Below are 19220 nucleotides of genomic sequence, written 5' to 3'. Positions count from 1 at the left end.
AACCCCATCGCCATGGAAGAAGGTCTGCGTTTCGCTATCCGTGAAGGCGGCAAGACCGTCGGCGCCGGTGTGGTTGCCAAGATCATTGCTTAATTCGACAAGGAAGCACCATGTCTACCAAGCAAAAAATCCGCATCCGCCTGAAGGCGTTTGACTACAAACTCATCGACCAATCGGCCGCTGAAATTGTGGATACCGCCAAGCGCACCGGCGCGATTGTCAAGGGTCCCGTGCCTTTGCCAACCCGCATGAAGCGTTTCGACATCCTGCGCTCGCCGCACGTCAACAAGACCAGCCGCGACCAGTTCGAAATCCGTACGCACCAGCGTCTGATGGACATCGTTGACCCAACGGACAAAACCGTTGACGCGTTGATGAAGCTCGATCTGCCCGCTGGCGTGGACGTCGAAATCAAGCTGCAATAAGCAAAACGGTGTGGTTTCCGTGCAAGCGGGAGCCACAAACCACCCAAGGAAATAGCCCGCACTTGCCTCAAAGGCAAGTGCGGGCTATACTCCAAGGCTGCGCAGAAATTCGTCAGGGTTTTTACGCAGTTTTATTAACAGTCTTTCACACACAAACCGTGTAGCCAATTGCAGTTGCACGGGTGGAAGTTACGGAGAAAACAATGAGTCAAAGCAACTCCCTAGGGTTGCTGGGCCGCAAGGTAGGCATGATGCGCCTATTCACCGATGAAGGGGACGCAGTTCCTGTCACGGTGGTAGACGTGTCTAACAACCGCGTGACCCAGATCAAAACCCAAGAGAATGACGGTTATGTGGCCCTGCAGGTCACATTCGGTGCACGCAAAGCTTCGCGTGTAACCAAGCCGGCAGCCGGTCACCTTGCGAAAGCAGGCGTGGAAGCCGGTGAGATCATCCAAGAATTCCGCGTTACCTCGGATGCCGCTGCCCAGTACAAGCCTGGTTCTGCTGTGCCCGTGTCCGCTGTTTTTGCGGTGGGTCAAAAAGTCGACGTGCAAGGCACCACGATTGGTAAAGGCTACGCCGGTACCATCAAGCGCCACCACATGAGCTCGCAGCGTGCATCGCACGGTAACAGCCGTTCACACAACGTTCCTGGCTCCATCGGTATGGCCCAGGATCCAGGTCGTGTGTTCCCTGGTAAGCGCATGACGGGCCATCTGGGTGACGACCTCGTTACCACCCAGAACCTCGACGTGATCCGTATTGACGAAGCCCGTCAACTGCTTTTGATCCGGGGCGCAGTTCCTGGTTCCAAGGGTGGTTTTGTGACGGTGCGTCCGGCCATCAAGGCCAAAGCAGCAAAAGGAGCGAACTAATGCAGCTCGAACTCCTGAATGACCAAGGCCAGGCCGCATCCAAGATCGATGTGCCCGAAACCGTATTCGGTCGTGCTTACAACGAAGACCTGGTTCACCAAGTCGTAGTCGCTTTCCAAGCCAACGCGCGTCAAGGCACCCGTGCCCAAAAAGACCGTGAGCAGGTTCGCCACTCGACCAAGAAGCCATTCAAGCAAAAGGGCACCGGCCGCGCTCGCGCCGGTATGACCTCCTCGCCTCTGTGGCGCGGCGGCGGTCGTATTTTCCCGAACATGCCTGATGAAAACTTTACGCAGAAAATCAACAAGAAGATGTACCGCGCTGGTATGGCCGCGATCCTGTCGCAGCTGGCCCGTGAAGGCCGTCTGGCTGTGGTGGACTCGTTGACTGTTGATTCGCCCAAGACCAAGCCGCTGGCGGCTAAGTTCAAGGCGATGAACCTGGCATCCGTGCTGGTCATTTCTGACCAAATCGATGAAAACCTGTATCTGGCTTCCCGTAACCTCGTGAACATTCTGGTGGTTGAACCCCGCTACGCCGATCCGGTGTCGCTGGTGCACTACAAGAAGGTTCTGGTGACCAAGGCTGCCATGGACAAACTCCAGGAGATGTTCGCATGAGCCGCATGAACTTGACCAACCGTCAATTTGACGAAGGCCGTCTGATGCAAGTGCTGATCGCTCCCATCGTGTCTGAAAAGGCAACCATGGTGGCTGAGAAGTCCAATGCAGTGACGTTCAAGGTACTCCAGGACGCGACCAAGCACGAGATCATGGCTGCAGTGCAGCTGATGTTCAAGGTGGAAGTCAAGGGCGTTTCTGTGGTCAACACCAAAGGCAAAACCAAGCGTTTTGGCAAATCCATCGGTCGCCGCGACAACGTGCGCAAGGCCTATGTGACGCTGAAGCCAGGTCAAGAGCTGAACCTGACCGGGGAGGCCGCGTAATCATGGCTGTCATTAAAATGAAACCCACTTCGCCAGGCCAACGCGGCATGGTGAAGATCTCGCGTGACCACCTGTACAAGGGTGCTCCTCACGCGGCGCTGTTGGAACCCCAGTTCCAAAAGGCGGGCCGTAACAACAATGGTCATATCACCACCCGCCACCGCGGCGGCGGTCATAAGCACCATTACCGTGTTGTGGACTTCGTTCGCAACAAGGATGGCATTCCCGCAAAGGTCGAGCGTATTGAATACGATCCTAACCGTACGGCCCACATCGCTCTGGTGTGCTATGCCGACGGCGAACGTCGCTACATCATTGCTCCCCGTGGTCTGGAAGCCGGTGCAACCCTGCTGAGCGGTGCTGAAGCCCCGATCCGCGCTGGTAACACCTTGCCTATCCGCAACATTCCTGTCGGTTCGACCATCCACTGCATCGAGCTTAAGCCCGGTGCTGGTGCGCAGATCGCCCGTTCGGCCGGTACCTCCGCGACGCTGCTGGCGCGCGAAGGCACCTACGCCCAGGTGCGTATGCGTTCGGGTGAAGTTCGCAAGATCCATATCGAATGCCGCGCCACCATTGGTGAAGTCGCCAACGAAGAACACAGCCTGCGCCGTTTGGGCAAGGCCGGTGTCAAGCGTTGGATGGGTATCCGCCCAACCGTTCGCGGTGTGGTGATGAACCCTGTGGATCACCCACACGGCGGTGGTGAAGGTAAGACCGGCGAAGGCCGTCATCCAGTCGATCCTTGGGGCAATCTGACCAAGGGTTACCGTACCCGTAACAACAAGCGCACCCAAGTGATGGTGGTGTCGCGTCGCAAGAAGTAAGGGGTAGCTAGATGACTCGCTCACTCAAAAAAGGTCCGTTCGTAGACCACCACTTGATTGCCAAGGCCGAAAAGGCCGTGGCAACCAAGGACAAAAAGCCAATTAAGACCTGGTCGCGTCGTTCCATGATCTTGCCCGATTTCATCGGCCTGACCATTGCTGTGCATAACGGCAAACAGCACGTCCCTGTCTATATTACCGACCAAATGGTGGGCCACAAGTTGGGAGAGTTCGCACTCACCCGTACTTTCAAGGGTCACCCTGCCGACAAAAAAGTCGTGCGGAAATAAGGAAAGACCATGGAAACACGTGCAGTCCTTCGTGGCGTGCGTTTGTCAGTAGACAAAGGCCGTCTGGTCGCAGATTTGATCCGCGGCAAAAAGGTAGACCAAGCTCTGAACGTTCTTGAATTCACGCAGAAAAAAGCTGCTGTGATCATCAAGAAGGTGCTGGAGTCGGCTATCGCCAACGCTGAGCACAATGACGGTGCCGATATCGACGAGTTGAAGGTTAAAACCATCTACGTCGAACAAGGTGCCACGCTCAAGCGCTTCACGGCCCGTGCAAAAGGCCGTGGTAACCGTATCAGCAAGCCCACGTGCCATGTGTACGTGACGGTCGGCAACTAAGAGGTTCGGAAGATATGGGACAAAAAATCCACCCTACCGGCTTTCGTTTGTCGGTCAGCCGTAACTGGTCCAGCCGTTGGTACGCAAGCAACAACGACTTCGCCGGCATGCTGGCCGAAGACATCAAGGTACGTGAGTACCTGAAAGCCAAGCTGAAAAACGCTTCGGTTTCGCGCATTCTGATCGAGCGTCCTGCCAAGAACGCCCGTATCACGATTTTCTCGGCTCGTCCGGGCGTCGTGATCGGGAAGAAAGGCGAAGACATCGAGAACCTCAAGCGTGACCTGGCCAAGCAATTGGGCGTGCCCGTCGCAGTCAACATCGAAGAAGTGCGCAAGCCTGAAATCGATGCCAAGCTGATTGCCGACAGCATCACCCAGCAGCTGGAAAAGCGCATCATGTTCCGCCGTGCGATGAAGCGCGCCATGCAAAACGCCATGCGTCTGGGTGCCCTGGGCATCAAGATCATGTCGTCTGGCCGTCTGAATGGCATTGAAATCGCTCGTTGCGAGTGGTACCGCGAAGGTCGCGTGCCACTGCACACCTTGCGTGCGGACATCGACTACGGCACCTCCGAAGCCAAAACCACTTACGGCATTATTGGCGTGAAAGTTTGGGTCTACAAGGGTGACCACCTGGGTCGCAATGATGCCCCCGCCGCGCAAGAGCCGCGCAGCGAAGAAGAACGTCGTCCCCGTGGACCCCGTCGCGATGACCGCGGTGGCCGTCCCGGTGGCAATGACCGTCCTCCAGCACGTGCCCCCCGCCGCCCTGTAGGTGCCAATGCGGCCCCTGCAGACGGTAGCGACAAGCCTGTTGAAGCCACAGGTGCAGCTGCACCGAAATCTACCGTTCAGCGCGTCCGTAAAGTAGCCGCGCCTGCTGCACCTGCTGCAGCTGACGGTAAAGGAGAATAAACATGTTGCAACCCGCGCGTCGCAAGTACCGCAAAGAGCAAAAAGGCCGTAACACCGGCATCGCAACCCGGGGTAGCTCGGTTGCGTTCGGTGACTTCGGTCTGAAGTGCACGGACCGTGGCCGTCTGACGGCCCGCCAGATTGAATCCGCACGCCGTGCGATTTCCCGCCACGTGAAGCGTGGTGGCCGTATCTGGATCCGCGTGTTCCCCGACAAGCCAATTTCCCAAAAGCCTGCTGAAGTGCGTATGGGTAACGGCAAGGGTAACCCTGAGTATTACGTGGCTGAAATTCAGCCGGGTAAGATCGTTTTTGAAATCGTCGGCGTTCCTGAAGAACTGGCCCGTGAAGCGTTCCGTTTGGCTGCTGCCAAACTGCCTTTGCGCACCACCTTCGTTGCCCGCATGATTGGCCAGTAAGCAGGAGACTGATATGACCAAATCTACTGAACTGCGCACCAAAGACGTTGCCGGCCTGAAGGACGAAGTGAAAGCGCTGCAACGCGCCCATTTCGGTCTGCGTATGCAAAAAGCCACGCAACAACTCACCAACACAGCCACGATCCGCACTGCGCGTCGTGACATTGCCCGCGCCAAGACCATTCTTGTCGAGAAGCAAGCCGCTGACAAAACCGCTAAGTAAGGAGCGAAAACATGACGGAAGCTAAAACATCCCTCAAGCGCACCTTGATTGGCAAGGTGGTCAGCGACAAACGAGCAAAGACTGTGACCGTGCTGATCGAGCGCCGTGTGAAGCACGAGCTCTACGGCAAGATCGTTGGCAAGTCGAGCAAGTACCACGCCCATGACGAAAAGGGCGAGTTCAAGCTGGGCGACACCATCGAGATCACGGAAAGCCGTCCGATCTCGAAGACCAAGAACTGGGTTGCTACCCGCTTGGTGCAAAAGGCTATTGCAGTCTAAAACTGCAAACTAGTTAAAAAACGGTCCACAATGTGGACCGTTTTTGTTTATGGGGCTGGCACAGCCCCATTTTTCTTTTCACTCCAGGAGCACACCATGATCAAAGTCGGCGATACCCTTCCATCCACCACCCTGTTCGAATACTCCGAAGTCGAAGGCGAAGGCTGCAGCATCGGCCCGAACGCGGTCGACGTAGCCAAGGCCACCGCGGGCAAGACGATTGCCTTGTTCGCCCTGCCAGGCGCTTTCACGCCCACCTGCTCGGCCCAGCATGTGCCCGGCTACGTGGCCAATGCCGAGGCCTTCAAAGCCGCTGGCGTGGACGAAATCTGGTGCCTCAGCGTGAACGATGCCTTTGTGATGGGCGCCTGGGCGCGTGACCAGAAGACCGCTGGCAAGGTCCGTATGCTGGGCGACGGCAGCGCTGACTTCGCCAAGGCCGCCGGCCTGACCCTGGACCTGACCGCCAAAGGCTTGGGCCTGCGCAGCAACCGTTATTCGATGCTCGTGAAGAACGGCGTGGTCGCCAGCCTGAACGTCGAAGGTCCGGGCAAGTTTGAAGTCAGCGATGCCGCCACCCTGCTGGCCCAAGCCAAGGCCGTATAAGTCATTTGCTATCAATAAAAGAGCTGCTGGCGCGCGTAGTACCTGCGCCAGCAGCTCTTTTTGTTTGAAAATTGAGTGTCAGGCGACGGCTTTTTTTAGCCAGTCGGCAAAGGCTGCGCACTCCCAGCGGTCCATGGCGCCAGTGTTCCAGCACAGGTAATGCGCATGCGGGCTGGGCACGCTGCGCGCGTACAAGCGCACCAGCGCACCGTTGTCCAGCCAGGGTGCGCCCAAGCGCAGCCGCACCAGGGCGATGCCCATGCCGGCGGCTGCGGCATCGCACATCAGGCCGATGTCGTTGAACTGCGAACCCTCGGCGGGCTCGGGCCAGTCCAGTTGGTGGGCCGCGAACCAGGTACGCCAGGGCTCGAGCGGCGAGCGCAGCAGGCGTGCACCTTCCAGGTCGTCGACTGCGTCGAACGGGCCGTGCTCGCGCACAAAGGCCGGCGAGGCCAGCGGCGTGACCTCGTCACGGGTCAGGCACACATGCTCTACATCCGCATAGCGGCCGGTGCCGAAGCGCACCATCAGGTCGGCGTCTTCGGCCACCACGTCGAGCAAGGGAATCGACACCTGCAGGGTCAGGTCGATCTCGGGATAGGCCTCGGTGAACTGGCGCAACCGCGGGATCAGGATGGCCCGGGCAAAGGTCGGCGTGACCGCCAGCCGCAGCTTGCGTTTGCCGGGTGCCGACTGGGTGCTGGGGAAGCGCTCCAGGATCGCCAGGCCCTCGCGTACATGGGCCAGGTACTCGCTGCCCTCGGTGGTCAGCGAAAAGTCGGCCCGGCCAAACAGCTTGGTGCCCAGGATCTGCTCCAGCTGCTTGACCCGGTGGCTGACCGCGCTGGAGGTGACGCACAGTTCGTCGGCCGCCTGGGTTACGCTGCGCAAACGGGCCAAAGCTTCGAAGGTCAGCAGGCACTGGATTGGGGGTATACGCGTAGCACTCATGCCGGCATTGTCCCTCTTACGCCAGGGGGTGCTCGCTACAATGGCCCCCTTTTTGCCTAGGGGATTGCGCGTGTCTGACCGTTTCAAAGTGTGGCTGCAGTACCTGCTGCCCAAGCACGCCATCACCGCATTCGGCTGGCACGTGGCCACGGCGCGCGCCGGCAGTATCACCACCGGCATCATCCGCTGGTTCGTAGCCAAATACGGGGTGAACATGGCCGAGGCGGCCAATCCCGATATCACCAGCTACGCCAGCTTCAACGAGTTCTTCACCCGCGCACTGAAGCCCGGTGCGCGTCCGCTGGCCCAGGCCGACCTGGTGTGCCCGGTGGACGGCGCGATCAGCCAGTTTGGCCGGATTGAGCGCGACCAGATCTTCCAGGCCAAGGGCCATACCTTTTCGACCACGGCGCTGGTGGGCGGCGACGCGGCGCTGGGCGCGTTGTTCGAGAACGGCCACTTTGCCAACATCTACCTGAGCCCCAAGGACTACCACCGCATCCACATGCCCTGCGATGGGCGGCTGACGCGCATGGTCTATGTGCCGGGCGATCTGTTTTCGGTAAACCCGGTGACGGCCCAGGGCGTGCCCGGCCTGTTTGCGCGCAACGAGCGGGTGGTCTGCGTGTTTGACTCGGCCCGCGGGCCATTCGTGCTGGTGCTGGTAGGCGCCGCCATCGTCGGCAGCATGGCGACCGTCTGGCAGGGTGTGATCAATCCGCCGCGCGGCCCGGTGCGCGAGTGGCGTTACGACGACCAGCAGGTGGTGTTGAAGCAGGGCGACGAGATGGGCCGCTTCCTGCTGGGTTCCACCGTGGTGATGCTGTTCCCCAAGGGACCGCTCACGTTCAACCCCGCCTGGGCACCCGCTGGCAGCGTGCGCCTGGGCGAGGTCATGGCCAACGCTATTTGAAAATCACCGTCTTGTGGCCGTTCAGCAGCACGCGGTGCTCGCTGTGCCACTTGACGGCGCGGGCCAGCACCTGGCTCTCGGTATCCCGGCCCTGGGCGGTGAAGTGCTCTACCGTGCGGCTGTGGTCCACGCGGGCCACGTCCTGTTCGATGATCGGGCCTTCGTCCAGGTCCGCCGTCACATAGTGGGCGGTGGCGCCGATCAGCTTTACGCCGCGGTCGTGCGCCTGGTAGTAGGGCTTGGCGCCCTTGAAGCTGGGCAGAAAGCTGTGGTGGATGTTGATGGCCCGGCCGGCTAGTTTGCGGCACAGGTCGTCGCTGAGGATCTGCATGTAGCGCGCCAGCACCACCAGCTCGGCACCTTCGTTCTCTATCACCTCGTAGGCACGCGCCTCGGCCTGGGCCTTGGTGGCGGCGGTCACCGGGATGTGGTGGAACGGCACGTTGTAGCTGGCCGCCAGCTGGTAGAAGTCGCGGTGGTTGCTGACGATGGCGCGGATGTCCAGCGGCAGCAGGCCACTCTTCCAGCGGAACAGCAGGTCGTTCAGGCAATGGCCTTCCTTGCTGACCATCAGCACGGTGCGCACCGGCTCCGAGGTCTCGTGCAGGCTCCAGCGCATGGCAAAGCCTTCGGCAAAGCTGCCCAGCTGGCTGCGCAAGTCGGCGGCGTTGACGGCGCCGCAGGCGAACTGCACGCGCATGAAGAACAGACCGGTGTCGTGGTCGTTGTACTGCGCGGCCTCTTCGATGTTGCTGCCGCGTTCCAGCAGAAAGCCGGAGACGGCATGCACGATGCCCTGGCGGTCGGGGCAGGACAGGGTGAGGATGTAGGCGTGGTTGTGGGTAGGGGTCATACAGGCTGGATTGTCGCCCAGCTTGCGGCTGCGGGTCAGCCGGGCAGCTTGTTTTGCAGGCTGGCGCAGTAGTCGGTGGCGGGAATGCTGGGTGTCTGCCAGGTGCTATCAAAATTTACTATGCTTTTAGTAGCTTCTGGCGCTGATCCTGCCTGCAGCAGCACCGCTTTTGATACCAGATTTTCTGGCAAATATTGCGGCACACCCAGGCTGCGGTCCACATGGCCGGCACCGGCCAGCAGCAGCACGGTCTTGCCGCGCACGGCGGCGGCCTGCAGGGTTTGCGCCATGGCCATGTCGCGGGCGATCTGGATGCGCGTCATGGGGGCGATCTGGCTTTCGGGCAGCAGGCCGCAGTGGCCGAGGCGGATCGCCTGCTGCTGGGCCTTCAGTGCCGGGCCGGGCAGCTGGCTGTCCAGGGCGCTGTTCGCCATGGCGCTGCGCATCTGGGCCCGCGGCAGGTTCGCGCCGAGTACCGGCACGCCAGCCCGCACCGCGGCTATCACCGCCGGGCCGTAGGCGGCCCAGGGCCAGCCGGCGTCGTCCCACTGCAGGGCAGCCTGCACCTGGGCGGCATCGGCATCGCGTGGCAGGGCGGCAGTGCTGCGACCTTGTTCGGCCATTTCTATCGCCACGGCGACGAGTTGGCCTTGGGCGGCCAGGGCTTCTATGGTTTCGCGGTGGATGCGCTGGTGGTCGGGCGCGTCGTGCTGCTCGCCCAGCAGGATGGCATCCGCGGGCAGCAGCGCCAGGGCGCGGTTCGGCGACATGCTGGCGCAGCCCGTCAACAATGCCGTGGCCAGCAGGGCGGCGCGCAGCAGCATGCTCTAGTGGATGACGACCGGGTTCTGGGCCAGGCCGGCGTACTGCTCCAGCGTGTCTTCGACTTCTTCCTGGGTCGGGGTGTTTTGCTGCCAGGCGGCAATGTGGCGCTGGAACAGCTCGGCCCAGGAGCCATCCAGGTAGACCTCTTTGCCCGAGCGTTTGTCAACAATTTCAAAGCCGTGGCGCTCCAGCGTGGGGGCGGGTGCGGTGTCCATCTGCGGCAGCAAGGCTTCCAGGTCGGCATTCGGCTGCATATGGACCACCACAAAGGATTCAGAGTCGTAAAGCGTGTTCATGGTGCGGTCCTTTTCAATCACTGATGCACAGATGGCTACGTTTCGGTAGTTTTCAAGGCAGCTACAGATTACGGCTTTTCCACGCCACGCAGTTGCTGGTCGATGAAATCACCGTTGGCATTCGTGATTTTTAGCCGCGCCGGCAGGTAGCCGAGGCTGGGTGCGAGCCAGATTTCGACCTTCTGGTCGAATTCCTTGCGCGGTTTGCGGATCAGTTTGATGGTCTCCAGCTCGCCGCTGGGCACGCGGATCTTCTCCGGTGCCTCGACGCTGAAGGCCCAGATGTCTGCATCCTTGGGGCCTACGGTCTGCAGCGCAATGCCGCTGCCGGCGGGGTAGCTGGCCGGATCGGCCGCCAGCATACCGGCAATTTGCAGAATCACGCTCAGCTGGTCCTGCGCGGCGGCCTGCAACGCCACCTCGGGCGTGTTGGCGCTGAAGGTGACGCGGTGCTTCTCCTGGTCGAAGTGCGCGGCCTGTTCGCTGCGCCATTTGTCGGAAAACCGGGTCGGTGCCAGGCCGCTGGGCGTGATCTGGCCGTTGCTGGTGCGGGTGCGCGAGCCGAAGAACAGCATGCTGGCCTGCAGCTGGGCGTCGTAGTGCTGGCCGTCCTGGCGCCACAGCAGCTCGCCGCGCGCCTGGTAGCGCAGTTTTTTCGATTCACCGCTGAGTTCGTAGAGCAGCCGCACCGGCGCCGGGAATACGAAGGCCGTGGCCTGGGTCAGTACGGGCGGGGCGGGCGGGGCCGGGGCGGACGCCGCGGGTTCCGGTGGCGGCGGTGTTGGGGGCGCTGCCACCGGAGCTTCTGGCGCCGAGGCCGGTGGCTCGGGCAGCGGGGCTGGCTCGGCGGGCACAGGTTCCGTGGTTTCCAGGCTGGCAACGGTGGTGCTGGGGGGGGGCGCTTCCACGGGGGGCGGTGCCGGCCGGGGCTTGGGGCGGGCTACCGGAGGCGGCGGCGCCGGCGCGGCCTGCACCGGGGGCGGTGGCGGCGGGATGCTGCGGGTCTGCAGCGCCCGGACTGGCGCGGCTTCCCCCTGTACCTGCAGCGCCGCCGGCAGCTCGCGCAGCAGCAGCAGGTGGGCCAGTGCCACGCCGCCGCCGATCAGCAGCAGCGCACGCAGGGGCAGGGTGGGCTTCGTTAAACTCATTTGTCTATGCAACGCTTGATCCACTCCACCCGGCTGACTCCCCTATGAAATTGGCCACCTACCAAGACGGTTCCCGCGACGGCCAGCTCGTAGTGGTGTCGCGCGACCTGGCTTCGGCCCATTATGCGACCGGCATTGCCAGCCGCCTGCAGCAGGTACTGGACGACTGGGGCTTCCTCAGCCCGCAGCTGCAAGACCTGTACGACGCGCTGAACCAGGGCCGCGGCCGCCACACATTTCCCTTCGACCCGCTGCAATGCATGGCGCCGCTGCCGCGCGCCTACCAATGGGTGGAGGGCCAGGCCTATCCCAGCCTGCTGCAGGCCCAGGACGCCGAGCCCGGCCTGGTGCTGGCCCCGGGCAGCGGCGACAACCTGCTGGGCGCCTGCGAGCTGCTGCGCTGCCAGTCGGAGGCGCTGGACGTGGATTTCGGCGCCGGCCTGGCCGCCATCACCGCCGACGTGCCGCAGGGCTCGACCCCGGCCCAGGCGCTGGACGGCGTGCGTCTGCTGCTGCTGAGCAATAGCGTGCGGCTGCGCAGCCTGGAGCCGGTCGAGCGGGCCAAGGGCGCGGGCTGGGTGCAGAGCGCGCCGGCCACCGCGTTCAGCCCGGTCGCCATTACCCTGGATGAACTCGGCGACGCCTGGGACAAGGGCCGCGTGCATCTGCCGCTGCACACCAGCTGGAACGGCCGCAAGGTCGGCATGTGCGATGCCGGACCCGAGATGCAATACCACTTCGGCCAGCTGATCGCCCAGCTGTGCGCCACCCGCCACGTGCGGGCGGGTAGCATCGTCGGCTCCGGCCCGGTGGCCAACGCAGGCGTGGGCAGCAAGGCCAAGACCGACTGGCCCAAAGGCTATAACTGCATCGCCGAGAAGCGCGCCATGGAGACGCTGCACGGCGGCCAGCCGAGTACGGCTTACCTGCAGTTCGGCGACACGGTGCGCATCGAGATGAAGGGCATGGACGGCCTCAGCCTGTTCGGCGCCATCGACCAGGAACTGGCCCCTCTGCTGCGCTGAACGCGCAGCCCAGACACGGAATATAGGAACACATATGCAGCATCGTTTTCGCCATGTATTGTTGGTTGCCACGCTGGCCGTCCTGGCCGGCTGCGCATCCGCCCCGCCCGAGGCCCCATGGCCCGACCAGCAGATCGACATCGCCCAGATGCGCACCAGCAGCCCCTGGCGGGTCAAGGTGCCGACGCCAGCGCCCGATCTGGTGCGGGACCGCTCGCGCACCAGCACCGTCATCGTGGAGATCCTGGTGGATGCCGACGGCAAGGTGCTGCGCAAGCGGATCGCCAAGTCCAGCCTGAACCCGGTGCTCGACGAGGCCTGCCTGCTGGCGGTGAACGACATGGAGTTCGCGCCCTACCGCGGCGTCGGCGGTGCCGAGGCCGTCACGGTGGTCGCGCCCATGACTTTCCCGTTCTACGACCGGCCCAGATAAGCGGACTGGTTTGCTATATAAAAAGTAGCTTCTTGCGCTGGTGAAATAAGCGCCAGAGGCACTTTTTACATTGAGATTCGGGGGTGTCTTGAAACTGACATGCCCCTGCCATCAATCTGCCATGGGCGGGCCGTAGTCTCGGCAGCGTGAACAACGCTGAAGAGATCATCGTGGAATCATTCGCTGCACAACCGGCCAGTCTGCGGATTGCGCTGGTGACCGAGACTTTTCCGCCCGAAGTGAATGGCGTCGCCATGACCCTGGGGCGCCTGGTGGAAGGCATGCTGCAGCGCGGCCATGCGCTGCAAATCGTGCGGCCGCGCCAGCCGGGGGTGGAGGCGCCAGGGCCGCGCGCCGGGCTGGACGAGGTGCTGTCCGCCGGCGTGCCGATTCCCAGCTACGGCAATTTCCGCTTCGGCCTGCCGTCGAAGAACCGCCTGCTGGCGCTGTGGCAGCAGATGCGGCCGGACGTGGTGCACGTTGCCACCGAAGGCCCGCTGGGCTGGTCGGCAGTGACGGCGGCGCGCAAGCTGCAGCTGCCGGTGACCAGCTCGTTCCACACCAATTTCGACAACTACTCGGGCCACTACGGCCTGGGCCTGCTGAAGACGCCGATCGACGCCTACCTGCGCAAGCTGCACAACCGCACCATGGCCACCCTGGTGCCGACACCGGCCATGGTCTATGCGCTGCAGGCGCGCGGCTACCGCAATGTGTCGGTGCTGTCGCGCGGCGTGGAGATCGCCCAGTTCAGCCCGGCGCGTCGCTCCAGCGCGCTGCGCGCCAGCTGGGGCGTGGGCGAGCAGGACGTGGTGGCGCTGTATGTGGGCCGCCTGGCCCGCGAGAAGAACGTGGCCGCCGTGCTGGCGGCCTTTGGCGCGGTCCAGGCGCGCCAGCCCACGGCACGGCTGGTGTTGGTCGGTGACGGCCCGCTGCGCAAGGCCTTGCAGGACAGCTGCCCGCAGGCGATTTTTGCGGGTGTGCGCCAGGGCGAAGAGCTGGCCACCTACTATGCATCGGGCGACCTGTTCCTGTTCCCCAGCATGACCGAGACCTACGGCAATGTGGTGCCCGAAGCCCTGGCCAGCGGCCTGGCCGTGCTGTCGTATGCGCATGCGGCGGCGGCCCATCTGATCCGCCAGGAGCACAACGGTGTACTGGTGCCGCTGGGCGAGGAAGCCCAGTTTGTGCAGGCCGCGGCGGCCCTGGCCAGCCACCCGCAGCGGCTGCAGGCGCTGCGCCTCAACGCCCCGGCCAGCGTGGCCCACCTGGGCTGGGCTGCGGTGGTGGACAGCTTTATCGGCACCCTGCGCACCGTGGTGCAATGCCACGGCGGGCACTTCAGCAGCCTGCCCGCGGCCCAGTTTGTGCAGCCTAAACCGTCGGTTGCGTCCAGCGCATAAGGGCTTGGCCCATGCGGACCGTTGAGCCATCGCGCAGACCTTCGCACAGCGCAAAGCCCTTGGGCGCCAGCACGATGATGGTCGATCCATGCTGAAACCAGCCCATCTCCTGGCCCTTGGCGAAGTGGGCGTTGCAGGGCAGGGTGTTCGGGCCCTGGTACTTCAGGTGCAGCAGCACATCCAGAAAATGCAGGCGGATGCTGGCCACCAGGATGGCCGCCACCGGCACCAGTGCAACCGTCTGGCCGCGCGCCGGGCCGTCGCCCGTGATGCGGGTCTTCAGAAAGGCGCGCTCGTTCTTGCAGAACAGTTTTTCAACGCGTTTCAAAGCGATCGGGTTCACGTTCCAGGTGTCGCCGGAAAAGTAGGTGACTTTCTCCACCGTGCAGTCCTGCGGTGCGTGGAAGCGGTGGTACATGCTGGACGTCAGCCGCAGGGTCACGAAGTAGCCGTCGCGCCATTCACCGCTGTGTGCCTCGTCGCCCAGCAGCTCCTGCAGCGTGTACGGAAAGCCCTTGGCCTGGAACACCTGGCTGCCTTCAATCGGTCCATGGGCGCCGACGATGCCGTCGCTGGGGCTGCTCAGCACGGCAGGGTCTCGCGCGATGGGCCGCAGGCCGTCTTTCAGCTCGCGGGTAAAGCAGTCGTGCATGCTTTTGAACTGCGTCTTCTTCGCTTCACTCAAGTCCAGGTCCGAGAAGAACTTCCACACCGCAATCGACGCATCGCGCACCAGCGGCTGCTCGATCTGGCTGAACCAGCCCATGGCCTGTGTGAGCCAGCGCCGCGGCAGGCGGTTGGTGAGCAAGAAGTTCAGGTCTTCCTGTTTCAGTAGTTGCTGTATCTGCTGGCGAATCTGCATGGTCGTATCTCTTTTGAAAGGAAAAATCTGTGAATGAATCAATGGCTTGGGTTGCCGTGGGCGGCGTCGCGCTGCTCTACGGCGCAACCCGCGTGAAGACGCGGCTGGAACTGTCTCTGGCCAAACACCGCTCGCTGACCGGGCACCCGCGCATGGCCCGGCGCATGGCGGCACAGCTGCCGAATTACGGCTACGACGAAGCCCAGGCTTTCGACCTGGACGGCGCGCCGCCCGAGGTGGTGGGGCTGCGCAAGACCGCGCTGGCCCGTCTCGCCGCCGAGTACGCCAGCCGCTTCGCCCACAGCCTGCAGCTGACGTGCGAGGCCGAGGGCGATATCTCCGACATGCAGTTCATCGCCGCCTACAAAGTGCCCTACCAGTTCCGCGAGCTGTTCGGCAAGGCGCTGAAGACGGGCTCGTTCGTGCAGTCCACGGCAGGCGTGACCCTGACCGACCTGGACGGCAATGTGTTCTACGACCTCACCGGCTCCTACGGCGTGAACCTGTTCGGCAACGACTTCTACAAAGACTGCATCCGCCAGGGTAGCGCCATGGTGGCCGAACTCGGCCCGGTGCTGGGCTCCTACCACCCGGTGGTGGCCGACAACGCTAAGCGGCTGAAAGCCATCTCCGGCATGGACGAGGTGAGCTTCCACATGTCGGGCACCGAGGCGGTGATGCAGGCCGTGCGCCTGGCCCGCTACCACACCAAGCGCACGCATTTGCTGCGTTTTTGTGGCGCCTACCACGGCTGGTGGGGCGATGTGCAGCCCGGCATCGGCAACCCGGTGACCGAGCGCGATACCTACACCTTGCAGGACATGGGCGAGGCCACCTTGCGTGTGCTGCGCAAGCGCAAGGACATCGCCTGCGTGCTGGTGAACCCGCTGCAGGCCCTGCACCCGAACATCGGTGCACCGGGCGACTCCTCGCTGCTGGATAGCGGCCGCAGCGCGCATTTCGACCGCGCTGCCACGACACGCTGGTTGAAGCAATTGCGCCAGATCTGTACCGAGAAAAACATTGCGCTGATCTTCGACGAGGTGTTTGTCGGCTTCCGCCTGGCGCCCGGCGGCGCGCAGGAATACTTTGGCGTGCAGGCCGATATGGTGACCTACGGCAAGACCCTCGGCGGCGGCCTGCCGGTGGGTGTGGTCTGCGGCCAGCATGCGTGGATGAAGCGCTTCCGCGACGAGGCCCCGGCCGACATCTGTTTTGCCCGCGGCACCTTCAATGCCCACCCCTATGTGATGGGCGCGATGAATGTGTTTCTGCAGAGCCTGGAGACCGCGCCGATCCAGGCCATGTACACCGGACAGGACGCACGCTGGGACCAACGGGCGGCAGACTTGAACCAGCGCCTGGCCGCTGCCGGCGTACCGGTGCAGGTGGCGCATATGTCGTCCATCTGGACCGTGCTCTACACCCAACCGGCCTGCTACAACTGGTTGCTGCAGCATTACCTGCGGCTCGAAGGCTTGGCCTTGAGCTGGGTCGGTACCGGGCGTTTCATCTTCAGCCTGAACTACAGCGATGCCGACTTTGCCGCCGTGGCCGAGCGCTTCGTGCGCGCCGCCCAGGCGATGCAGGCCGATGGCTGGTGGTGGCATAACCCGGCGCTGACCAACAAGCTGATCAAACGCCGGGTGCTTCGAGAAATGCTGGCGCAGAAGTTTTAATGCGCAGCCTGGCGCGGCTCGATTAACTCGCCGCGCAGCAAGGCCAAAGGCGCCTTGTAGTACAGCAGGATGTCGTGGAACGGGTCGGTCAGGATCTTGGTCATCCACACCAGGCCGGCTTCCACGTCCTTCAGGAAGAACAGGTGCACGGTGCGGAACACCAGGCCGCCCACGCCCACGGCCAGCCACAGCAGGCCGGTGTTGCGGGTAAAGCTTTCCAGGCCGGTGTGCGGCTCCAGCAGGCCGAACAGGCTGGGCTGCCAGACCAGCAGCAGCGGCGATGCGGCCCAGATGGCCAGCAGCACCACTTTGCGGCGCAGGTTGTAGCCGACCTTGATGTCTTCCTTGTGCTCGTGCGTGGCCTGGTTCACCACGTCATAGCCCTTGGGCTCGAAGAAGAAATGCCCGGCCTGGCGGCTGGTCATCGACACCAGCCAGGCCAGCAGCGCGGCCAGCGCCGGGTCCTTGAACAGCAGCGCATAGGCGCAAACAAAGCTGAGCGCGCTGACCAGGTGCAGCGACTGGTTGATGCGGCTGTGGTGGTAGTAGCGGTGGTCGTCCCAGCGCTGGATTCTGAGTTGTTCGAAGAAGTCGGACATGGGGCTCTCCTGGTTAAACGGTGGCGGTATGTGGCTGTGGCACGGTGAGGGCGGTAGACGGTGACGGGTCCTGCCAGTGCAGCAGTTCCAGCCGGCCGTCCATGTGTTCGACCAGCGCGGTGCGGCTCTCCACCCAGTCGCCGTCGTTGCAGTACAGCGTGCCGTTGATAGTGCGCATCTCGGCGCGGTGGATGTGGCCGCAGACCACGCCGTGGTGGCCGCGCTTGCGGGCCTCGGCGGCCACGGCTTCCTCGAAGTCGGTCACGTAGTTCAGCGCGGTCTTCACCTTGTTCTTCAGGTACGAGGACAGCGACCAGTAGGGCAGGCCCATGCGGGCGCGCAGGCTGTTCAGGTGCCGGTTCAGCTTCAGGGTCAGCTCGTACAGGTTGTCGCCCAGGTAGGCCAGCCACTTGGCGTACTGCACCACGGCGTCGAAGTAGTCGCCATGCACCACCCACAGCTTGCGGCCGTCGGTGGTCACATGCACCGCCTCCTGCACCACCTCGATGCCACCGAAGTGGTGGCCGACAAAGCCACGCGCAAACTCGTCGTGGTTGCCGGGCACAAAGATCACCCGGCAGCCTTTGCGGGCGCGGCGCAGCAGCTTTTGCACCACGTCGTTGTGCGATTGCGGCCAGTACCAGCGCCGGCGCAGCTGCCAGCCGTCGATGATGTCGCCCACTAGGTACAGGTAGTCGCTGGGGTGGGCTTTCAGAAAGCGCAGCAGCGGCTCGGCCTGGCAGCCTGGTGTGCCCAGGTGCAGGTCGGAGATGAAGATGCAGCGCAGGCGTTGCGCCGGCACCGCGTCGTCGTCCGGCCCATCGTCGTCAGATGGGGCCAGCGCGGCGCGCCAGAGCCCGCTGGCCGGCGGGCTGGCGTCAAAGGCCTGGAACATCAGGCCCCTGCCGGTGCGGCAGCCCCACAGGTTGTGCAGATGCGGTGCGACATAGGGTTCATGGCAGCTCCATGGCAATGCAGTTGCCCGCGAGTGTGCGGCGGCCATGTGACACGCAGAAGGCGCTAATGTGGCAAACGCATGACGTGCGGCGGCTGCCGCCTGGAACCTTTGGCCCCGTATCGGCACCAACAGGCTCCGCCATGTCCAGAGAACCTTCCATGAACGCATCTGAAACCCGGGCCATCGTCACCCTGAGCCTGCTCGCCGCCTTTGTCGATGGTGAAAAGCACGAGCGCGAGCGCGCCGAGATCAAGCGCATCGCCGAAGGCCTGTCGCAAGCCGATGGCCTGAACCTGCCCACGCTGTACCAGGACGTGCTGCTGCAGCGCGTCTCGCTGGACAGCGTGGCGGCGGCGCTGGTCAGCGTCGAATCCAAGCAGCTGGCCTATGAAATGGCGGTCTGCGTCTGCGATGCCGATGGCGTGCATTCCCCCGCCGAGCAGCGCTTTCTGGCCAGCCTGCAACAGGCGCTGGGGCTGCACAAGGCGACTGCCGAACAGTTCGTGCAGCAAGCCGATGCCATGGCCTCCGTGCCCCTGGCCGCGGCCACGCCCTCAGCAACCCCAGCCGCGGCCGCGGCCAAGCCCGGCGATGCCGAGCTGGACAAGACGATTCTCAACGCCGCCATCGTCAACGGCGCGCTCGAGCTGCTGCCCGAATCCCTGTCCACCATGGCCATCATTCCCTTGCAGATGAAGCTGGTCTACGGCATCGGCAAGGCCCATGGCTTCGAGCTGGACCGCGGCCATATCAAAGACTTTCTGGCCACCGTCGGCGTGGGCCTGACCTCGCAGTACCTGGAGCAGGCCGGGCGCAAGCTGCTTGGCGGTTTGCTAGGCAAGGTCGGCGGCGGCCTGCTGCGCGGGCTGGGCCAGCAAGCCGTCAGCACCGGCATGAGCTTTGCCGCCACCTACGCGCTGGGCCATGTGGCCAAGCGCTACTACGCAGGCGGGCGCACGCTGTCGACTCAGGTGCTCAAGGACGTCTACGCCAGCGTGACCCAGGAGGCGCAAGGCCTGCACAGCCGCTACCTGCCGGCCATGCAGCAGACAGCCCGCAGTCTGGATGCGGGCAAGGTGCTGGCCATGGTGCGCGGCGCCTGAGGTTGCGCGCAGGCGCGGCAT

At 63.3% G+C, this 19220-nt stretch carries 27 protein-coding genes; 19 read left to right on the top strand and 8 right to left on the bottom strand.

Translation table 11 applies throughout. The features are described 5' to 3' along the window. The 13 genes from J2X19_RS23195 to J2X19_RS23135 all read left to right on the top strand — a co-directional run. The coding region (locus J2X19_RS23195; RefSeq protein WP_473198107.1) for an EF-Tu C-terminal domain-related protein at positions 1-93 on the top strand (93 nt) is incomplete at its 5' end. Between the two features lie 17 nt (positions 94-110). Beyond that, entirely contained in the window at positions 111-425 is a 315-nt protein-coding gene (gene rpsJ, locus J2X19_RS23190; protein ID WP_019575636.1) for a 30S ribosomal protein S10, read from the top strand. A gap of 203 nt (positions 426-628) precedes the next feature. After that, the gene (rplC, locus tag J2X19_RS23185) at positions 629-1303 is read left to right on the top strand and encodes a 50S ribosomal protein L3 (protein WP_092759957.1); all 675 of its coding nucleotides are present in this window, start codon (positions 629-631) and stop codon (positions 1301-1303) included. Further along, entirely contained in the window at positions 1303-1923 is a 621-nt protein-coding gene (gene rplD / locus J2X19_RS23180; protein WP_092759960.1) for a 50S ribosomal protein L4, read from the top strand. The genes rplC and rplD overlap by 1 nt, the downstream gene beginning before the upstream one ends. A gap of 5 nt (positions 1924-1928) precedes the next feature. After that, positions 1929-2249 (top strand): 50S ribosomal protein L23, encoded by a 321-nt coding sequence (gene rplW / locus J2X19_RS23175; protein ID WP_369821623.1) that lies wholly within the window; start codon positions 1929-1931, stop codon positions 2247-2249. Between the two features lie 2 nt (positions 2250-2251). Continuing rightward, the gene (rplB, locus tag J2X19_RS23170) at positions 2252-3076 is read left to right on the top strand and encodes a 50S ribosomal protein L2 (protein WP_092759962.1); all 825 of its coding nucleotides are present in this window, start codon (positions 2252-2254) and stop codon (positions 3074-3076) included. A gap of 11 nt (positions 3077-3087) precedes the next feature. After that, positions 3088-3366 (top strand): 30S ribosomal protein S19, encoded by a 279-nt coding sequence (rpsS, locus tag J2X19_RS23165; RefSeq protein WP_076196164.1) that lies wholly within the window; start codon positions 3088-3090, stop codon positions 3364-3366. Positions 3367-3375: 9 nt separating this feature from the next. Further along, positions 3376-3705, top strand: a complete 330-nt coding sequence (gene rplV, locus J2X19_RS23160; protein ID WP_076196166.1) for a 50S ribosomal protein L22 — start codon at positions 3376-3378, stop codon at positions 3703-3705. A 14-nt stretch (positions 3706-3719) separates the two neighbouring features. Further along, on the top strand, positions 3720-4622 hold the full coding sequence (rpsC, locus tag J2X19_RS23155) for a 30S ribosomal protein S3 (RefSeq protein ID WP_092759964.1): 903 nt from the start codon (positions 3720-3722) through the stop codon (positions 4620-4622). Between the two features lie 2 nt (positions 4623-4624). Next, entirely contained in the window at positions 4625-5041 is a 417-nt protein-coding gene (rplP, locus tag J2X19_RS23150; protein ID WP_116606582.1) for a 50S ribosomal protein L16, read from the top strand. Between the two features lie 13 nt (positions 5042-5054). Next, positions 5055-5264, top strand: a complete 210-nt coding sequence (rpmC, locus tag J2X19_RS23145) for a 50S ribosomal protein L29 (protein WP_092759966.1) — start codon at positions 5055-5057, stop codon at positions 5262-5264. 11 nt (positions 5265-5275) lie between these two features. Further along, a complete protein-coding gene (gene rpsQ / locus J2X19_RS23140; RefSeq protein WP_092759968.1) occupies positions 5276-5545 on the top strand; it encodes a 30S ribosomal protein S17 in 270 nt (89 codons plus the stop codon). A 96-nt stretch (positions 5546-5641) separates the two neighbouring features. Beyond that, a complete protein-coding gene (locus J2X19_RS23135; protein ID WP_310376866.1) occupies positions 5642-6151 on the top strand; it encodes a peroxiredoxin in 510 nt (169 codons plus the stop codon). 78 nt (positions 6152-6229) lie between these two features. Here the strand turns inward: J2X19_RS23135 and J2X19_RS23130 are convergent, their stop codons facing one another. Next, on the bottom strand, positions 6230-7102 hold the full coding sequence (locus tag J2X19_RS23130; protein WP_116606584.1) for a LysR substrate-binding domain-containing protein: 873 nt from the start codon (positions 7100-7102) through the stop codon (positions 6230-6232). 70 nt (positions 7103-7172) lie between these two features. On the opposite strand from J2X19_RS23130, the gene asd (J2X19_RS23125) reads away from it, so the two are divergent. Continuing rightward, positions 7173-8015, top strand: a complete 843-nt coding sequence (gene asd, locus J2X19_RS23125) for an archaetidylserine decarboxylase (protein WP_310376864.1) — start codon at positions 7173-7175, stop codon at positions 8013-8015. On the opposite strand, the gene purU is transcribed toward asd (J2X19_RS23125), so the two are convergent. The 4 genes from purU to J2X19_RS23105 form a co-directional block, all read right to left on the bottom strand. Further along, entirely contained in the window at positions 8008-8868 is an 861-nt protein-coding gene (gene purU, locus J2X19_RS23120) for a formyltetrahydrofolate deformylase (RefSeq protein WP_310376862.1), read from the bottom strand. The genes asd (J2X19_RS23125) and purU overlap by 8 nt on opposite strands. A 35-nt stretch (positions 8869-8903) precedes the next feature. After that, a complete protein-coding gene (locus J2X19_RS23115) occupies positions 8904-9692 on the bottom strand; it encodes a ChaN family lipoprotein (protein WP_310376860.1) in 789 nt (262 codons plus the stop codon). A 3-nt stretch (positions 9693-9695) separates the two neighbouring features. Further along, positions 9696-9989 (bottom strand): BTH_I0359 family protein, encoded by a 294-nt coding sequence (locus J2X19_RS23110; protein ID WP_116606974.1) that lies wholly within the window; start codon positions 9987-9989, stop codon positions 9696-9698. A 68-nt stretch (positions 9990-10057) separates the two neighbouring features. Next, positions 10058-11137, bottom strand: a complete 1080-nt coding sequence (locus J2X19_RS23105) for a DUF3108 domain-containing protein (protein WP_310376858.1) — start codon at positions 11135-11137, stop codon at positions 10058-10060. 44 nt (positions 11138-11181) lie between these two features. On the opposite strand from J2X19_RS23105, the gene J2X19_RS23100 reads away from it, so the two are divergent. From J2X19_RS23100 to J2X19_RS23090, 3 genes are all read left to right on the top strand, one after another. Beyond that, positions 11182-12162 carry a fumarylacetoacetate hydrolase family protein gene (locus J2X19_RS23100; RefSeq protein WP_116606588.1) on the top strand — a complete coding sequence of 327 codons (981 nt, stop codon included), beginning with the start codon at positions 11182-11184 and terminating at the stop codon, positions 12160-12162. A gap of 34 nt (positions 12163-12196) precedes the next feature. Beyond that, a complete protein-coding gene (locus tag J2X19_RS23095; RefSeq protein WP_116606589.1) occupies positions 12197-12595 on the top strand; it encodes an energy transducer TonB family protein in 399 nt (132 codons plus the stop codon). Between the two features lie 146 nt (positions 12596-12741). Further along, entirely contained in the window at positions 12742-13998 is a 1257-nt protein-coding gene (locus J2X19_RS23090) for a glycosyltransferase family 4 protein (protein WP_310376855.1), read from the top strand. On the opposite strand, the gene asd (J2X19_RS23085) is transcribed toward J2X19_RS23090, so the two are convergent. Beyond that, on the bottom strand, positions 13970-14860 hold the full coding sequence (gene asd / locus J2X19_RS23085) for an archaetidylserine decarboxylase (protein WP_310376852.1): 891 nt from the start codon (positions 14858-14860) through the stop codon (positions 13970-13972). The two genes, J2X19_RS23090 and asd (J2X19_RS23085), sit on opposite strands and share 29 nt — an antisense overlap. 29 nt (positions 14861-14889) lie before the next feature. Between asd (J2X19_RS23085) and J2X19_RS23080 the strand changes: the two genes are divergently transcribed. Then, a complete protein-coding gene (locus J2X19_RS23080; RefSeq protein WP_310376850.1) occupies positions 14890-16539 on the top strand; it encodes an aminotransferase class III-fold pyridoxal phosphate-dependent enzyme in 1650 nt (549 codons plus the stop codon). Here the strand turns inward: J2X19_RS23080 and J2X19_RS23075 are convergent. Both J2X19_RS23075 and J2X19_RS23070 read right to left on the bottom strand, forming a co-directional pair. Then, positions 16536-17138 carry a hypothetical protein gene (locus J2X19_RS23075; protein ID WP_310376848.1) on the bottom strand — a complete coding sequence of 201 codons (603 nt, stop codon included), beginning with the start codon at positions 17136-17138 and terminating at the stop codon, positions 16536-16538. The genes J2X19_RS23080 and J2X19_RS23075 overlap by 4 nt on opposite strands. Before the next feature lie 13 nt (positions 17139-17151). Next, entirely contained in the window at positions 17152-18033 is an 882-nt protein-coding gene (locus tag J2X19_RS23070; RefSeq protein WP_405048734.1) for a UDP-2,3-diacylglucosamine diphosphatase, read from the bottom strand. Positions 18034-18254: 221 nt separating this feature from the next. Here J2X19_RS23070 and J2X19_RS23065 point away from each other — a divergent pair, with 221 nt between their 5' ends. Beyond that, positions 18255-19199, top strand: a complete 945-nt coding sequence (locus tag J2X19_RS23065; RefSeq protein ID WP_310376844.1) for a YcjF family protein — start codon at positions 18255-18257, stop codon at positions 19197-19199. Positions 19200-19220 lie beyond the last annotated feature (21 nt).

Source organism: Rhodoferax ferrireducens (assembly GCF_031458075.1).
Taxonomy (GTDB): domain Bacteria; phylum Pseudomonadota; class Gammaproteobacteria; order Burkholderiales; family Burkholderiaceae_C; genus Rhodoferax_B; species Rhodoferax_B ferrireducens_A.
This window is presented reverse-complemented; position numbering and strand designations above follow the sequence as displayed.

Excerpts from the sequence above, each read along its gene's own strand:
- rpsJ (WP_019575636.1), top strand. The coding sequence starts at position 111 with ATGTCTACCAAGCAAAAAATCCGCATCCGCCTGAAGGCGTTTGACTAC.
- rplC (WP_092759957.1), top strand. The coding sequence starts at position 629 with ATGAGTCAAAGCAACTCCCTAGGGTTGCTGGGCCGCAAGGTAGGCATG.
- rplD (WP_092759960.1), top strand. The coding sequence starts at position 1,303 with ATGCAGCTCGAACTCCTGAATGACCAAGGCCAGGCCGCATCCAAGATC.
- rplW (WP_369821623.1), top strand. The coding sequence starts at position 1,929 with ATGAACTTGACCAACCGTCAATTTGACGAAGGCCGTCTGATGCAAGTG.
- rplB (WP_092759962.1), top strand. The coding sequence starts at position 2,252 with ATGGCTGTCATTAAAATGAAACCCACTTCGCCAGGCCAACGCGGCATG.
- rpsS (WP_076196164.1), top strand. The coding sequence starts at position 3,088 with ATGACTCGCTCACTCAAAAAAGGTCCGTTCGTAGACCACCACTTGATT.
- rplV (WP_076196166.1), top strand. The coding sequence starts at position 3,376 with ATGGAAACACGTGCAGTCCTTCGTGGCGTGCGTTTGTCAGTAGACAAA.
- rpsC (WP_092759964.1), top strand. The coding sequence starts at position 3,720 with ATGGGACAAAAAATCCACCCTACCGGCTTTCGTTTGTCGGTCAGCCGT.
- rplP (WP_116606582.1), top strand. The coding sequence starts at position 4,625 with ATGTTGCAACCCGCGCGTCGCAAGTACCGCAAAGAGCAAAAAGGCCGT.
- rpmC (WP_092759966.1), top strand. The coding sequence starts at position 5,055 with ATGACCAAATCTACTGAACTGCGCACCAAAGACGTTGCCGGCCTGAAG.
- rpsQ (WP_092759968.1), top strand. The coding sequence starts at position 5,276 with ATGACGGAAGCTAAAACATCCCTCAAGCGCACCTTGATTGGCAAGGTG.
- J2X19_RS23135 (WP_310376866.1), top strand. The coding sequence starts at position 5,642 with ATGATCAAAGTCGGCGATACCCTTCCATCCACCACCCTGTTCGAATAC.
- J2X19_RS23130 (WP_116606584.1), bottom strand. The coding sequence starts at position 7,102 with ATGAGTGCTACGCGTATACCCCCAATCCAGTGCCTGCTGACCTTCGAA.
- purU (WP_310376862.1), bottom strand. The coding sequence starts at position 8,868 with ATGACCCCTACCCACAACCACGCCTACATCCTCACCCTGTCCTGCCCC.
- J2X19_RS23115 (WP_310376860.1), bottom strand. The coding sequence starts at position 9,692 with ATGCTGCTGCGCGCCGCCCTGCTGGCCACGGCATTGTTGACGGGCTGC.
- J2X19_RS23110 (WP_116606974.1), bottom strand. The coding sequence starts at position 9,989 with ATGAACACGCTTTACGACTCTGAATCCTTTGTGGTGGTCCATATGCAG.
- J2X19_RS23105 (WP_310376858.1), bottom strand. The coding sequence starts at position 11,137 with ATGAGTTTAACGAAGCCCACCCTGCCCCTGCGTGCGCTGCTGCTGATC.
- J2X19_RS23100 (WP_116606588.1), top strand. The coding sequence starts at position 11,182 with ATGAAATTGGCCACCTACCAAGACGGTTCCCGCGACGGCCAGCTCGTA.
- J2X19_RS23095 (WP_116606589.1), top strand. The coding sequence starts at position 12,197 with ATGCAGCATCGTTTTCGCCATGTATTGTTGGTTGCCACGCTGGCCGTC.
- asd (WP_310376852.1), bottom strand. The coding sequence starts at position 14,860 with ATGCAGATTCGCCAGCAGATACAGCAACTACTGAAACAGGAAGACCTG.
- J2X19_RS23075 (WP_310376848.1), bottom strand. The coding sequence starts at position 17,138 with ATGTCCGACTTCTTCGAACAACTCAGAATCCAGCGCTGGGACGACCAC.
- J2X19_RS23070 (WP_405048734.1), bottom strand. The coding sequence starts at position 18,033 with ATGTTCCAGGCCTTTGACGCCAGCCCGCCGGCCAGCGGGCTCTGGCGC.
- J2X19_RS23065 (WP_310376844.1), top strand. The coding sequence starts at position 18,255 with ATGAACGCATCTGAAACCCGGGCCATCGTCACCCTGAGCCTGCTCGCC.